The sequence below is a fragment of the Corynebacterium tuscaniense genome (genome assembly GCF_008693065.1).
GTDB classification, from domain to species: Bacteria; Actinomycetota; Actinomycetes; order Mycobacteriales; family Mycobacteriaceae; genus Corynebacterium; species Corynebacterium tuscaniense.
This window is the reverse complement of record NZ_VXKH01000050.1, coordinates 1-13,294: the sequence shown is the minus strand read 5'-3', so window position 1 is coordinate 13,294 and position 13,294 is coordinate 1. Positions and strand designations below refer to the sequence as shown.

16 protein-coding genes and 1 pseudogene are annotated in these 13,294 nt (G+C 60.4%); 16 read left to right on the top strand and 1 reads right to left on the bottom strand.

Translation table 11 applies throughout. The annotated features are described in order from the left end of the window. From F4V54_RS08560 to F4V54_RS08515, 10 genes and pseudogenes are all read left to right on the top strand, one after another. Nucleotides 1–426 (top strand): annotated as a pseudogene (locus F4V54_RS08560) (type VII secretion protein EccC); the annotation flags it as partial. After that, nucleotides 423–1,340, top strand: coding sequence for a type VII secretion-associated protein (locus tag F4V54_RS08555; protein ID WP_150386863.1), 918 nt, complete (start codon nucleotides 423–425; stop codon nucleotides 1,338–1,340). The pseudogene F4V54_RS08560 and the gene F4V54_RS08555, both read left to right, overlap by 4 nt. Nucleotides 1,341–1,504: 164 nt before the next feature. Beyond that, nucleotides 1,505–1,825, top strand: coding sequence for a WXG100 family type VII secretion target (locus F4V54_RS08550; RefSeq protein ID WP_034664208.1), 321 nt, complete (start codon nucleotides 1,505–1,507; stop codon nucleotides 1,823–1,825). Nucleotides 1,826–1,863: 38 nt separating this feature from the next. Beyond that, nucleotides 1,864–2,151, top strand: coding sequence for a WXG100 family type VII secretion target (locus F4V54_RS08545; protein ID WP_034664206.1), 288 nt, complete (start codon nucleotides 1,864–1,866; stop codon nucleotides 2,149–2,151). A gap of 349 nt (nucleotides 2,152–2,500) precedes the next feature. Further along, nucleotides 2,501–2,944: a 50S ribosomal protein L13 gene (gene rplM / locus F4V54_RS08540; protein ID WP_034664204.1), complete on the top strand. Its 444-nt coding sequence runs from the start codon at nucleotides 2,501–2,503 to the stop codon at nucleotides 2,942–2,944. Then, a complete protein-coding gene (gene rpsI, locus F4V54_RS08535; RefSeq protein WP_034664202.1) occupies nucleotides 2,944–3,498 on the top strand; it encodes a 30S ribosomal protein S9 in 555 nt (184 codons plus the stop codon). Before rplM ends, rpsI begins: the two co-directional genes overlap by 1 nt. Nucleotides 3,499–3,628: 130 nt before the next feature. Next, nucleotides 3,629–4,972, top strand: coding sequence for a phosphoglucosamine mutase (gene glmM, locus F4V54_RS08530; RefSeq protein ID WP_150386862.1), 1,344 nt, complete (start codon nucleotides 3,629–3,631; stop codon nucleotides 4,970–4,972). A gap of 124 nt (nucleotides 4,973–5,096) precedes the next feature. Further along, nucleotides 5,097–5,399 carry a hypothetical protein gene (locus tag F4V54_RS08525; RefSeq protein WP_150386861.1) on the top strand — a complete coding sequence of 101 codons (303 nt, stop codon included), beginning with the start codon at nucleotides 5,097–5,099 and terminating at the stop codon, nucleotides 5,397–5,399. After that, nucleotides 5,392–6,915 (top strand): hypothetical protein, encoded by a 1,524-nt coding sequence (locus F4V54_RS11640; protein WP_150386860.1) that lies wholly within the window; start codon nucleotides 5,392–5,394, stop codon nucleotides 6,913–6,915. Before F4V54_RS08525 ends, F4V54_RS11640 begins: the two co-directional genes overlap by 8 nt. After that, nucleotides 6,915–7,160 carry a hypothetical protein gene (locus tag F4V54_RS08515; protein ID WP_150386859.1) on the top strand — a complete coding sequence of 82 codons (246 nt, stop codon included), beginning with the start codon at nucleotides 6,915–6,917 and terminating at the stop codon, nucleotides 7,158–7,160. Before F4V54_RS11640 ends, F4V54_RS08515 begins: the two co-directional genes overlap by 1 nt. An 8-nt stretch (nucleotides 7,161–7,168) precedes the next feature. Here F4V54_RS08515 and F4V54_RS08510 read toward each other — a convergent pair whose 3' ends face one another. Further along, the gene (locus tag F4V54_RS08510; RefSeq protein WP_150386858.1) at nucleotides 7,169–7,996 is read right to left on the bottom strand and encodes a dienelactone hydrolase family protein; all 828 of its coding nucleotides are present in this window, start codon (nucleotides 7,994–7,996) and stop codon (nucleotides 7,169–7,171) included. 92 nt (nucleotides 7,997–8,088) lie between these two features. Here F4V54_RS08510 and glmS point away from each other — a divergent pair, with 92 nt between their 5' ends. The 6 genes from glmS to tsaB form a co-directional block, all read left to right on the top strand. After that, nucleotides 8,089–9,951 carry a glutamine--fructose-6-phosphate transaminase (isomerizing) gene (gene glmS / locus F4V54_RS08505; RefSeq protein WP_150386857.1) on the top strand — a complete coding sequence of 621 codons (1,863 nt, stop codon included), beginning with the start codon at nucleotides 8,089–8,091 and terminating at the stop codon, nucleotides 9,949–9,951. Next, nucleotides 9,951–10,598, top strand: coding sequence for a GAP family protein (locus tag F4V54_RS08500; RefSeq protein WP_102723978.1), 648 nt, complete (start codon nucleotides 9,951–9,953; stop codon nucleotides 10,596–10,598). The genes glmS and F4V54_RS08500 overlap by 1 nt, the downstream gene beginning before the upstream one ends. A 27-nt stretch (nucleotides 10,599–10,625) precedes the next feature. Then, nucleotides 10,626–11,744, top strand: a complete 1,119-nt coding sequence (alr, locus tag F4V54_RS08495) for an alanine racemase (RefSeq protein WP_150386856.1) — start codon at nucleotides 10,626–10,628, stop codon at nucleotides 11,742–11,744. Further along, entirely contained in the window at nucleotides 11,728–12,225 is a 498-nt protein-coding gene (tsaE, locus tag F4V54_RS08490; RefSeq protein WP_150386855.1) for a tRNA (adenosine(37)-N6)-threonylcarbamoyltransferase complex ATPase subunit type 1 TsaE, read from the top strand. The genes alr and tsaE overlap by 17 nt, the downstream gene beginning before the upstream one ends. Nucleotides 12,226–12,235: 10 nt before the next feature. Further along, on the top strand, nucleotides 12,236–12,760 hold the full coding sequence (locus F4V54_RS08485) for a hypothetical protein (RefSeq protein ID WP_034664187.1): 525 nt from the start codon (nucleotides 12,236–12,238) through the stop codon (nucleotides 12,758–12,760). A 12-nt stretch (nucleotides 12,761–12,772) separates the two neighbouring features. Then, on the top strand, nucleotides 12,773–13,294 hold a 522-nt coding region (gene tsaB / locus F4V54_RS08480), incomplete at its 3' end, for a tRNA (adenosine(37)-N6)-threonylcarbamoyltransferase complex dimerization subunit type 1 TsaB (protein WP_150386854.1).

Sequence of the window (13,294 nt, the reverse complement as noted above, 5' to 3'; positions counted from 1 at the left end):
ACTGCGATCGCGGATACTGCCGCCACGCTGACCGCCCGCCTTCCCGGCGCGGACGTCACCGCGGAGCAGCTCGCCTCGCGTTCCTGGTGGACCGGCCCGGACATCTACCTGCTTATCGACGACTTCGAGCTCCTCCCGCCCGAACACCTCCAACCCCTCATGCCCTTGCTGCCACATACTCAAGACATTGGCCTGCATATTGTCGTCGCGCGCAAATTCGGTGGTGCCGCACGCGCGCTGATGTCCCAATTCATGTCCACACTGCGCGACCAGCAGCCCGATGCCGTCATCTTCTCCGGCACCCGTGAAGAAGGCCAACTGTTCGGTGTTCGCCCGATCCCACTTAACCCGGGCCGCGGCATTCTCGTCCGCGCCGGGGACAATGCTGGCCCCATCCAGATCGCTGCGAGGGAGGAAACCCCATGACCCATACGCTCCACCAACCACGCCACGTGCTGCGCATCGAGGTAGCAGAGGGATGCGCGATCTTCAGTGGCGCCGCGAACTTGCATCGCTTCGACGAGCCGACCGCCGCCGACATCGCCGCCTCCGTCCGTGGGCTGCTCGCCGAGCACCCCACGTCCGTGCGCATTGAGGTCGCCGCGGAGGACACCCTCGTGAAGGAGCTTCGCGCACTTCTCACTGAGTACAACGTGGAAGCAGCCTCGCTTATTGACACCCCTGCGTCCGCCATCTCCGAACAGGACACCGTCACTGTTTCCCGCCTCACCCTTAATGTGCAGGACAAGGGGCGACGGGTGAACTTACTGCTCATCGGTGTTGTTGGGGTGGTGATTCTGCTGTGTGCTGTGGCGATCTGGTTTGTCATGGGACGGGTGATGGGATCGTCATCCACGGCTTCTGCGCCTGCGTCACCTTCTGCTTCGCCTTCTACGTCTACTGAGTCTTCCGCAGAGCTCTCCAGCACGCCTGCGCCTGCGCCTGAAACCGTGACTCTGAGCCAAGATGGCCTGAGCGTTGAACTTCCCGCGGGCTTCGCCCTCGCGCCCGATGAGGACATGTGGCGTGCCACTGGATCCGACCCGGACCTGCGCATCCAATTCGCGGTGGACCCTCTATACGGGGTGCCGACGGAGGCAGTAATGGGACAGATTGAGCAGGAAATCACCGAAGACCCGGAACTCACTCTGCTTGAACGTGTGGGCGGAAAGATCCGCTACCGTCACGTGCTTCCGGATGGTTCGGAAGCACTCTGGGTCGCGTGGGCTGAGCATGACTACCAGATTTCTATTGGTTGCCATAGCCGCACGGCACCCACAACAATTCAGCTGGCCGCCTGCACGATGGCAAACGACACCGCACGGTTTAACCCGCCATAGCCTGAAGAAAGTGCAGGTAGACCGCGTGTGAAAAAATTTTTTGCACAATTTTGGATTGTGAGGGAACCAAATGGGGTCCTGAAGCAGTCTAAGTAAATAGGAACGGCGCCAATCGAGGAGCCGGACCACTTCCATCAATCACACAACCACCAATCGGGGGAAAGATGAGTAACGATCAATTCAGGACAGAAGCCGACGTCATGCGCACGGCCGCGAACAACGTTGACGCGACCAATGACTCGGTGAATACGGAACTCAACCGCCTCCAGGACATTGCGGAATCTACCCGCAGCTACTGGACCGGTCAGGCACAGACGAGCTTCGATGGTCTCATGAGGCGTTTCGACGACGCTGAGCGTCGCCTGAGTGAAGCCCTCCGCGGCATCGCTGACAACATCCGTGACAACGCCGGAAACTTCGAGAACGTGGAGGCTAAGAACTCAGATTCCTTCACGTCCGCCGCTTCTGCTGGGCTGCCGCTGTAAGTCACTGACACTGTAAAAGATTAAGGAGATTCCACATCATGTCCGTTATTAAGTACAGCTTCGCGTCCCTGTCTGCGGCTGCGGAAGATATTGAGACGTCCTCGCGCACAATCACCGGCCAGCTGGAAGACCTAAAGGCACAGATCAAGCCGATGGTTTCCGCTTGGGAAGGTGACGCAGCGACCAGCTACAAGCAGCACCAAGACAAGTGGGATGCCGCGGCTTTGGAGCTTGCTGAAATTCTGTCCACCATTGGTCGCGCGGTTGAAGAGGGCAATCAGCGCATGAAGGCCGTCAACACCGCGGCAGCAAACAGCTGGTCTTAAGATCATGCGACCTTAAATCCCAGAAGAGTAGGGAGGATTAATACGAGAGATAAAGCTTCGTGGCCTGCCCCAGGTCATTCCATTAGTCATTTCATTTAATTTGGTTCATTCTGGGCAGGCGCGGTTAATGGTTATCCAGGCGCCGGTATGCGGACATGTTCCGCCCGCCGGCGTTTTGGGTTTTCAGGGGCGGGTGCTTTAGAGTTGATGCCCTGTGTGTTTTCTTTCCGGGTGCATGTGTGCCCGGCCCACCTCACCGGGTCTCCACCGGCCGCCGGATAAGGGATGGGGACGGGGAAGCACGCCATGGCCGGCAGCCTTCTAGATTTAAGACTTCAAGGAGTCATGAATGTCTACCTACCACCCGAAGAGCGGTGACATTACCCGTAAGTGGTACGTCATCGACGCTACCGACGTGGTGCTGGGCAAGCTTGCTTCCACCGCAGCTGACTTGCTGCGTGGTAAGCATAAGCCACAGTTCGCACCGAACGTCGACACCGGTGACCACGTTATTGTCATCAATGCTGACAAGGTCCACATTTCTTCCAACAAGCGTGAGCGTGAGACGCGTTACCGTCACTCCGGTTACCCGGGTGGCTTGAAGTCCATCACGCTCGGCCGTGCTCTGGATGAGCGTCCGGACCGTGTCATCGAGGAGGCAGTCAAGGGCATGATGCCGCACAACCGCCTCTCCCGTCAGTCCATTAAGAAGCTTCACGTCTACGTCGGCTCTGAGCACCCGCATGAGGCGCAGAAGCCGGAGACCTTCGAGTTTAAGCAGGTGGCGCAGTAATGACCGAGCCGAATATCACCCCAGATACCGCTAGCGATCTCGCTGGCGAGACCGACATCGACGCTGCAACCGCGGCTACCGAGGAATTCAACTACACCATCGGTGACGCAGTCGCTGCTGAGGCTGACACTCAAGATGAGGTCGTGGCTGAAGCTCCGGCTTACCACGAGGGCCCGATCCAGACCGTTGGTCGCCGTAAGCGCGCGATTGCTCGTGTGACCGTTGTTGAGGGCGAAGGCAAGATCACCGTCAACGGCCGTGATCTGGAGGACTACTTCCCGAACAAGCTGCACCAGCAGGATATTCTGTCCCCGCTGGTTCTGCTTGAGCGCGAAGGCCAGTTCGACATCAAGGCCAACATTGGTGGCGGTGGCCCGACCGGCCAGGCTGGCGCGCTGCGTCTGGCTATCGCCCGTGCGCTGAACATCTACAACCCGGCTGAGCGTCCCACCTTGAAGAAAGCTGGTTTCCTCACCCGTGACGCTCGTGCTGTTGAGCGTAAGAAGGCTGGTCTGCACAAGGCCCGTCGCGCACCGCAGTACTCCAAGCGTTAATCGTTTACTGTTTTCAGTACTGGCCAAGCGCCGCTATCCCTGCTGTGGGGTAGCGGCGTTTTCGCCTTGTGTGGGGAGGGGTAAGGGTGGTTGCGGCGCCGCGTATACGTGGCGGGCATAATTGGCTGTCATGACTCGACTTTTTGGAACCGATGGTGTGCGTGGGCTGGCTAATGAGAAGTTGACGGCCCCGTTGGCGATGAAGCTCGGGCAGGCGGCGGCGATGGTGCTGACTGAGACGAAAATGTCGGAGCAGCGTCGCGCCACGGCAATCATTGGCCGTGATCCGCGTGTATCGGGGGAAATGTTGGCGGCGGCGATGGCGGCGGGGATGGCGTCGAAAGGCGTTGATGTGCTGCGCGTGGGGGTGATTCCTACGCCGGGCCTGGCTTTCCTCACCGATGATTACGGTGCGGATATCGGTGTGATGATTTCCGCCTCGCACAACCCCATGCCGGACAATGGGATCAAGTTCTTCTCAGCAGGGGGCAAGAAGCTTGACGACGATGTGGAGGACCGCATCGAACGTGCCATGGCCTCCATCGACGAAGCGGGCCCGACTGGCACCGGTATCGGGCGCATCTTGGAGGAATCCCCGGATGCTTTCAAGCGCTATCTGCAGCACTTGGAAGAGTCCGTGGCCACGCCGCTGAACGGCATCAAGGTTGTGGTGGACTGCGCGAACGGTGCAGCGTCCCGGATTGCGCCGAAGGCATACGCGACGGCGGGTGCGGAGGTCGTTCCGATTTTCCACGAGCCGAACGCGTACAACATCAATGACAACGCTGGTTCCACACACATCGAGCAAACCCAGAAGGCTGTGGTTGCCCACGGCGCGGATCTTGGTTTGGCTCATGATGGTGATGCGGATCGCTGTCTCGCCGTCGATGCTGAGGGAAATGTGGTTGACGGGGATCAGATCATGGCGATTTTGGCTGTGAATATGAAGGAGAAGTCGTCGCTACGCAAAAACACGCTGGTGGCAACTGTGATGAGCAACCTTGGTTTGAAGCTTGCGATGGAGCGGGAGGGCATTGAGGTGCGTGAAACCAAGGTGGGCGACCGCTACGTGCTGGAGGAATTGGGGCGCGGGGGGTTCTCGCTTGGCGGTGAACAGTCGGGTCATGTGGTGATTCCGGAGTGCGCCACAACTGGGGATGGCACCTTGTGCGGTCTCATGCTCATGCAGCGCATGGCGGAAACCGGCAAGAGCCTCAAAGAGCTCGCCAGCGTGATGACGGTCCTGCCACAGGTGCTCATCAACGTCCCAGTGTCCGATAAATCACTCATCCTTGATGATCCTGCGGTGACGTCGGCGATCGTCGAAGCCGAAAACGAACTCGGCTCCAGCGGCCGCGTGCTGTTACGCCCATCTGGCACCGAAGAACTTTTCCGCGTCATGGTCGAAGCCGCTGAAGAAGAGCAGGCCCGACGAGTTGCCGGCCGTCTTGCTGCTGTTGTCGCGGCGGTATAGTTACCCCCTTTTTGAAAAAAGTTTGGGATTTGAGGGAACCAAACCGGGGGGTAAGGCAGTCTAAGTCTATGGAAGATAAAGACTGCCGCCTGCCCTAGGCGGCTCGACCAAGCGGGGGATCAATGTGAATACGTCGTTAGAACTCGACCCGGAGGATTTCCGGGCGCGTATTAATGATGCGATCAACCAGTACAACGATGCTATTGCAGATCTGGTGGCCAACAAGCCAGAGATCGATCCGGCATCATTTGGTGAGGGGTTTGTGGGGCATGGGGAGGCCCTCGCTGCATCCGTAGATGCTGTCTACGAGCGCACTCTTGACCGGCTACGGTCGCGTGTGGAGCAGTACAAGTCCATGCTCACGATGGCGGAGGATGTGTCGTCGACGGATGGCACGACTGCAGGGGAATTGAATACTCATGGGTAATGCACAGATCAAAGAAGGTTTGAATGCTATCTCACTCGGGACAGCCGGTGTGCCTGGTATTTCGCCTGACGATGTTTTACGGGTGGAATCCATGGTCAAATCCATCTCCTCCAAACTGGATATGACCAATGGCATGAACAACACCGCCTTGCCGGATCAAGTACAACGCGTGAACTCCGCGCCGTCCCGCGGCAGCAAATCCGGTGGTCTGCTGAAGCAGTTGGGCAACTTCGCAACATTTCTTTTTGAAGCCGGCAGCATCGGAGCATCCTATTGGCTCGATGCAATTGGCATTACTGGCCACGAGAAGAAGCTGGATACCGAACAAACGGAACACTCCAATGTTTTGGACGATCTGTGGCGCCAGGCACAGTCCTGCATCGACGCCATCAAAGAGATCAGCGATGATGCCGAAACCGGGGTAACTGAGATTATCCAGGTGGTTCTCTTTCTCACTGCGTTGCTAAAGCGGCACCCATTGATCCGCGTAGGGGAAAAGGTCATCTCTCTGATCATCGGGGCACTTTCTTTCATTGAACAGATTGTGGACGACCGAAACGAGTCCATCGGCTGCTGCTACGAGCACCTTGATGAGCTGTGCAAGGAGGGAACTAAGGCACCACCAGAATCGAAGGAGTACTGCTCGCCGGAGTCAGCCCCACCGTCAGAGCCGGTACCTGCCCCGGACCCTGAACCTGAGTCTCCGTCGTCGCCAACTCCCGCTCCTGAACCCGGTCCAGCCCCTGAGCCTGTTTCGACACCGGCCCCTGCGCCAGCGTCAGCTCCTGAACCTGGTCCAGCTCCTGAGCCTGTTTCGACACCGGCCCCTGTGCCAGCGTCAGCTCCTGCGCCAGCGTCGGCTCCTGCGCCAGCGTCGGCTCCTGCGCCAGCTCCCATGCCGCCACCGAGTCCGGTGCCTGCACCTACTGCACCTGCTTCGACGGTCGGAGTGGACGCTGAGGGACTGAACGTGAACATCAATGCGAACATTGATGCGAATATCAACGTTGATTTCAGCGAGGCGCTTCCATCGTGCCCGTCGTTGCCCACGGTTCCTCCGACGGGCCCAGCCGGGATCAATCTGCTGGAGCAGTTCAACGTGGGCTTGGAGGGTTTTAAGCAAATAGTTGTTGATTGTTTGGCGCAGCTTGAGTGCGAGCCAGTTACGCCGGGAGCAGGGCTGGAAACAAGCCCCGAATTAAGCCCTGAATTAAGCCCGGAGGCAAGCACGGAACCAAGCTCGGAGTCAGCAGCTGGGTTTGACCCTGAGAAAGAAGACATCCTCCCGGTTGAATCAGAACCGGAAACACCGCCGGAGAAATTGGAGCAGATGGAGAAGTCATCCTTGCCACAGAAGGGAGAGAGTGCGCCCGCTGCAGCTGAGACAGTGACGGAGAAACCAACAGAGAAACCGACGGAGAAGCCGGCACAGAATCCGGTGAACCAGCCTGAGCCTGCTGCCAACGCTGATGCCCAAGAAGATCAACAACGCACCAGAAAGACGAGGAGCTGGTAATGGAATTTAGTGATTACGCGGAGCAGTTCCGCCGCCGCACGGCCTACCGGATGGCCGAGTTTGAGAAGGTGCTGAAGCAAAGCCAGCGTCAAATGGAGGAGCTGGTGAGGCAGCAGGAGTTGGCTAAAGAGATGAACATTCAAAAGCCACCACCGGTGACGCCGCAGGGCGTATACCGGGGTTTCCGGCCAGGCAAGGTTCAGGGTGTGCTGCGAAAAGAGGGCCCGACCGAAAACAGGGGGTAGCGGCCCACCTAGAACAGGTTGGTGGCGTCGGCGAGGTCCTGGCCTTCGAGGGATTTCACTCCCTTGCCGGAGGCGTCTGCCTCGGAGTAGGCGCTGTAGTTTTTCTCGCTGCACAGCTGGTGGAGGAAATAACCAGTGAGCAAGCCGCGGACGGTTTCCTGCACACTGGTTTTGGAGCGGCCAGAGCCCAGCACCAGTTTGGCCAGGGAGTCCTCGCTGAAGGATTGCTGGTTGCCTTTCTTCACCGTGCGGTATGCAACAGGGCCGGACCAGTTGTAGGCGAGTTGAGCGGGGTTACCGGAGGCGAGGATGCCATCGGAATCCTCATCCGGGCCGATGACCAGGCCCGGTTTGAATAGGCCACGCGCCGCGGTGATCGCGGATGGTGCCACATCAGCTGGGTACACGGCGGCAACGGCCTTGACTTGGGGATTATCCACGCTGGCCAGAACGGCGCAGCCACCGCCCATGCCGTGGCCGGCGATGCCAAGCCGGTTGGGGGAGACGGTGACGTTGCCGTTTCCCAGTTTCACGCCAGCGAGGATCTGCAGGGCGGTTTCTAGGTCTGCGGCGAAGCCGGCGTGATCGGGGCGCAGGCCACGTTCGGTGTCCGGTGCGGCGACGGCGATGCCCCAGCTGGCCAGGTGGCGCAGTGTTTTGTGGTAGTCGCCGACGTTTTTCATCCAGTCGTGGCCAAAAGCGATACCGGGAATAGTTTTGCCTTCAGCGGGGACGTACACCTTGCCGGGGAGGCCGGTGAAGCCGAGGTCGCCTTCGAGTACGCGGTGCGGGCCTCGCTTGGACAGTTCACTGAGCTTTTTCAGGTTCGCAGACACGCCACCAACCCTACTGCATTCGCGCATGGCTGGTCCCACGGTACGGGCGGACAGAGTGGGATGGAGTCGGTTCATAGATTAATGTTGTCCGCATGTGTGGAATCGTGGGATACGTAGGTAAGCAGCAGGCTCTTGGCATTGCGCTCGACGCTTTGCGACGAATGGAGTACCGCGGCTACGACTCCGCCGGCATCGCTGTGGTCGACCGTGGCCACATCAATGTGGCGAAGCGTGCCGGCAAGCTGCAGAACCTCGAAGACAAGATTGCGGAGATGGGGCCAGGCGCGATGGCCGGCACGACCGCCATTGGCCATACGCGGTGGGCAACGCATGGTCGTCCGACTGATGAGAATGCTCACCCGCATGTGTCCTTCGACGGCAAGGCGGCGATTGTTCACAATGGCATCATTGAGAACTTTGCGCCCCTGCGGGCTGAGTTGGAGCGCGCCGGCATAGAAATGGTCTCAGACACGGACTCCGAGGTCGCCGCGCATTTGTTGGCGCAGGCGTATAACGCGGGGGAGACGGCGGGGGACTTTAAGGCGGCGTCGTTAAGCGTGCTTAACCGTCTTGAGGGCGCGTTTACCGTGCTGTTTACGCATGCTGACCATCCAGACACCATCATTGCGGCGCGCCGGTCAACCCCGCTGATCGTTGGTGTGGGCGACGGTGAGATGTTCCTGGGTTCGGACGTGGCAGCTTTTATTGAGTACACGAAGGATGCGGTCGAACTGGAATCTGATTCCGTCGTGGTGATCACGAAGGATTCCTACGAGGTGCTCAATTTTGATGGAACGCCGAGCGAAGGCAAGCCGTTCACCATCGACTGGGACCTAGAGGCTGCGGAGAAGGGTGGCTTTGATTCCTTCATGATGAAGGAGATCTATGAACAGCCCGCCGCAGTCCGCGACACGCTTGCTGGCCACTGGAATGGGGATCGCGTGGTGTTGGATGAGAACACGATCTCTGAGCGTGACCTGGAGTCCTTCGACCAGGTCTTCGTTGTCGCGTGTGGCTCCGCGTACCACTCGGGTTTGGCTGCGAAGTACGCGATTGAGCACTGGGTGCGCATCCCGGTGCAGATTGAGGTGGCCTCTGAGTTCCGCTACCGCGACCCGGTGCTGGATGAGCGCACGCTTGTGCTCGCGATCTCCCAGTCCGGCGAGACAGCTGACACGCTGGAAGCCGTGCGCCACGCGAAAACGCAGGGCGCGAAGGTGCTTGCGGTGTGCAACACGAATGGTTCGCAGATTCCGCGTGAGTCCGATGCAGTGCTGTACACCCATGCGGGTCCAGAGATCGGTGTGGCGTCGACGAAGGCGTTCCTCGCGCAGGTGGCGGCGAACTACATCGTGGGTCTTGCTCTCGCGCAGGCGAAGGGCACGAAATACCCGGATGAGATCCGTGCGATCTGGGATGAGCTTGAGGCGATTCCGGCCAAGATCGAGGAGGCGCTGGCCAGCCACGACCAGGCGAAGCAGATTGCTTCGACGCTTGGCGCGGTGCAGACGATGCTCTTCCTGGGGCGCGGTGTTGGCTTCCCAATTGCGCTTGAGGGAGCGCTGAAGCTGAAGGAGCTCGCCTACATCCACGCGGAAGGATTCGCGGCCGGTGAGTTGAAGCACGGTCCGATTGCGCTGATCGAGGACGATCTGCCGGTCGTGGTCATCGTGCCGAGCCCGCGCGGGTTGCCGCAGCTGCACTCGAAGATCGTGTCCAACATCCAGGAGATCCGGGCGCGTGGCGCGAAGACGATTGTGATCGCGGAGGAAGGCGATACCTCGGTGGAGCCGTACGCGAACTGGCTCATCCGCATCCCGCAGTCGCCGACGATCATGCAGCCGTTGCTGGCTACGGTTCCGTTGCAGTTCCTCGCGGCGTTCATCGCGCGGGAGTGCGGCAACGATGACATTGATAAGCCGCGCAACCTGGCCAAATCGGTCACGGTCGAGTAGTGCTCGCAGCTCTCGGCTTCGCGTTCATTGACTCGATCAACCTGTTGTTGATCGGGGTCATCGTCGCGGTGGGCATTGTGGCACCTCGCTTTCCGACGACCGCCGCTTTGCTCATCGCCGGCGACTGGCTCGGCGTTGCATCGTTGGCCTTCTTGATGCTCGTCGTATTCGACGGGCTGGGCGATGTGGTGCATCGCTTTGTCGACGGGCCGGTGTTTGGCATTTTGCTCATTGCCACCGGTCTTCTTACCGCGGTGCTTGCTGTGCGTGGCGGTGACAATTCTGGGCTTGTGCAGCGCATTATGCGGCCGCTGCGCACCCCATCCGGCACGACGGTGCTGGTGGGCTTCGTGCTGGGCATCATCCAGTCAGCGACGTCGGTGCCGTTCTACGGTGGTTTGGCAGTGCTGTCCACGGCGGGTGTGCCAGTGGGGACCCGCTACGCCTTCCTGGTGTTGTACGCCACCGTCGCGTTGAGTTTGCCCACGCTATGTGCCCTGCTTGTCGCCTGGGTTCGCCACTACCCGGAGAGCCCTGCCGGCCGCGTGTTTGAGGCTGCGCGACAGAACTCCGCAGCCGTATCCGCTGGTGCGACGTGGGCCGTGGCGGTGTTGTTGGCGGGTCTGGGTGTGCTGCATCTGGTGTGATGTGGGGCAGCTGGCACAATGACAGCTATGAGTCCCGCCACCTTGACCATTGACCTCGGTGCGATTGCACACAACACTGCCGTGATGAAGCGCGTGGCGGGTGAGGCCAAACTCATGTGCGTGGTCAAAGCAGACGCCTATAACCATGGTGCGCAGCGCGTTATCCCGGCGATGGAAGACGCCGGCGCCGACGCGTTCGGGGTGGCCACTCTTGCGGAGGCTGCCCGGATCCGCCAGCTCACCGATAAACCGGTACTGGCGTGGATTTGGCAGCCGGGGGAGGCGATCCCTGAGGGCATCGAGGTGGGGGTTCCCGGCCTGGAGCATCTGCGTTGGCTGGTGAACCACAATGTGAAGCGTCCCGTGCACCTCATCGTGGACACCGGCCTCAATCGCTCCGGGATTGATGAGGAGGACTGGCCGCAAGCCTTCGACCTTGCCACCGCCTCCGGCCTGGAGGTTCGCGGTCTGATGTCGCACTTTGCCTGTGCTGATGAACCCACCCATCCCTACAACCAGGTGCAGCGTGATGCTTTTCAGCGGGCCATCACCCTTGCCCGCACCCACGGGTTAGAGGTGCCCGTGAACCATTTGGCCAACTCACCGGGCACACTCACCGGTGCGGAAAATGCTTTCGGGATGGTCCGCCCGGGTATCGCGCTCTACGGGCTTAACCCGGTGGAGGGCACTGGGGCCGACGCGACGGCTGGCCCTGGTGCTGAACTTCAACCAGCGATGACCCTGTCCGCTGGGCTCACCGCCGTGAAGCGCATCAGCAAGGGAGAGGGGGCCAGTTACAGCCTGACCTGGACAGCGCCGGAAGATGGGTGGACCGCCATTGTCCCGATGGGATACGCCGACGGAATCCCGCGTGCGTGGCAAGGCAACATCGAGGTCACCATCGGTGGTCGCCGCTACCCACAGGTCGGCCGGGTGTGCATGGACCAATTCATCGTGTGGCTGGGGGCTGACCGCGCGGGTATTAATGTCGGTGACCAAGCAGTCATCTTCGGAGGCGGCGGCATGAGGGCCGCTGAGCTGGCGCGCCGGGTGGGCACGATCCACTACGAGGTGGTGTGTGCGCCGGGTGGGCGTGTGGTGAGGGAGTACGTCGATAAGCAGGAGAGCCATGAAGCAACCGTTTGATTCCCCAGGAACCGTCGAATGCGCGAGCGCTGATGACACGCGCGCGTTCGGCCGCACGCTGGGCGAGGCGCTGGAAGCTGGCGACGTTGTCATCCTCGACGGCCCCCTCGGCGCCGGCAAAACCACCCTCACGCAGGGAATCGCCCAAGGGATGGGTGTGAAAGGGCGCGTGACTAGCCCCACTTTCATCATCGCGCGCGAACACAAAAACCCGACGGGTGGGCCTGCGCTCGTACATGTTGATGCCTACCGGCTCCTCGACAGCGTCGGCGGCACCGGCTCGGTCGACCCGCTCGGCGAGTTGGATGCGCTCGACCTGGACTCCGAACTCGATAGCGCCGTCGTGGTGGCGGAGTGGGGCGGGGGCCTCGTTGAACAGCTGGCCACACGCTACCTACTAGTCACTCTGGACCGTGACACGCGTGCGATGGAAGACCCAGAATCGCAGGCCCGCATCATCTCCTGGGCGCCATCAGAGTAGGGTTGGTCCCATGCAAAAGCTGACTGCTAGCCAAAAAGGTTGGACCGCCATTGTTATCGCGCTGTGGGTGATCGTGCTCGCAGCCCTGATTTTTGTTATGCCGAGTTTGAGCGCCGCCTCCGGGCAGAAAGCGCTTGGAGAAGCAGAAGCATCTGGGTCGTTGGCAACGACGCTTGCGGAGATGCAGCCGCCGACCAATGACGCCGTCGCAGCCGAGATTATTGACCTGCGTTACGTGTACGGCCAGGAGATTCAAGGCTTTGTTCCGGTGTGCAACAACGAGCCGGAGCAGCTGGTGGACATGAAGCTGCAGGCCGCCGGTGATCTTGCGGATCAGATCAAACTGGACGGTAGCAACAACTACATTCTGCTGTTCGATGATTCGAGTGAGCAGGCTGTCGCAGTTGATGCGGTCCCGGCCAACGTGATGGACCTGTGCGGAGACAACTATTTCCAGGAGATCTTCAGCACTGAGCAGGGTTTCCCGGTCCACTACGACGGCAGCATGTGGCGTTTCGGCCCACGTATTCAGTAGCCCAGCAGCCACATGATTGTCCTCGCGCTTGATACGGCCACCACAGATTTGGTGGCCGGCATCGTTGATGCGCGTTCGGGGGAGACCCTCGCGGAGGTGGTCACCCCGACGCGTGCCCACAATGAGCTGCTGGTTCCCACGGTGATGGAACTGCTCGCGTCCGCAGGGCTCGCGTTCACCGACTTAGAGGCGATTGTTGTGGGCTGCGGCCCCGGCCCCTTCACGGGTCTGCGCGTGGGCATGGCTACTGCATCCGCGTTTGGGCAGGCCCTGGGGGTGCCCGTGCATGGTGTGTGCACACATGATGCGGTTGCTTTGCTTGTGCGCGGCTCCTCCCTCATCCTCACCGACGCCCGCCGCCGCGAGGTGTACTGGGCGCGCTACTCCGGCGGCGAACGCGTTGATGGCCCCAACGTAATTGCGCCTGACCAGCTTGAGTCAGGCGCGGTGGACGTCGTGTCCGTGCCGGATCACTTGCGTGCGAAACTGCCACCGGCGCTCGTTGAAGCGGCGGGCACCGTCACGTATGAAGCA

Excerpts from the sequence above, each read along its gene's own strand:
- glmS (WP_150386857.1), top strand. The coding sequence starts at position 8,089 with ATGTGTGGAATCGTGGGATACGTAGGTAAGCAGCAGGCTCTTGGCATT.
- rplM (WP_034664204.1), top strand. The coding sequence starts at position 2,501 with ATGTCTACCTACCACCCGAAGAGCGGTGACATTACCCGTAAGTGGTAC.
- alr (WP_150386856.1), top strand. The coding sequence starts at position 10,626 with ATGAGTCCCGCCACCTTGACCATTGACCTCGGTGCGATTGCACACAAC.
- glmM (WP_150386862.1), top strand. The coding sequence starts at position 3,629 with ATGACTCGACTTTTTGGAACCGATGGTGTGCGTGGGCTGGCTAATGAG.
- F4V54_RS08485 (WP_034664187.1), top strand. The coding sequence starts at position 12,236 with ATGCAAAAGCTGACTGCTAGCCAAAAAGGTTGGACCGCCATTGTTATC.
- F4V54_RS08550 (WP_034664208.1), top strand. The coding sequence starts at position 1,505 with ATGAGTAACGATCAATTCAGGACAGAAGCCGACGTCATGCGCACGGCC.
- F4V54_RS08555 (WP_150386863.1), top strand. The coding sequence starts at position 423 with ATGACCCATACGCTCCACCAACCACGCCACGTGCTGCGCATCGAGGTA.
- F4V54_RS08545 (WP_034664206.1), top strand. The coding sequence starts at position 1,864 with ATGTCCGTTATTAAGTACAGCTTCGCGTCCCTGTCTGCGGCTGCGGAA.
- rpsI (WP_034664202.1), top strand. The coding sequence starts at position 2,944 with ATGACCGAGCCGAATATCACCCCAGATACCGCTAGCGATCTCGCTGGC.
- tsaE (WP_150386855.1), top strand. The coding sequence starts at position 11,728 with ATGAAGCAACCGTTTGATTCCCCAGGAACCGTCGAATGCGCGAGCGCT.
- F4V54_RS08515 (WP_150386859.1), top strand. The coding sequence starts at position 6,915 with ATGGAATTTAGTGATTACGCGGAGCAGTTCCGCCGCCGCACGGCCTAC.
- F4V54_RS11640 (WP_150386860.1), top strand. The coding sequence starts at position 5,392 with ATGGGTAATGCACAGATCAAAGAAGGTTTGAATGCTATCTCACTCGGG.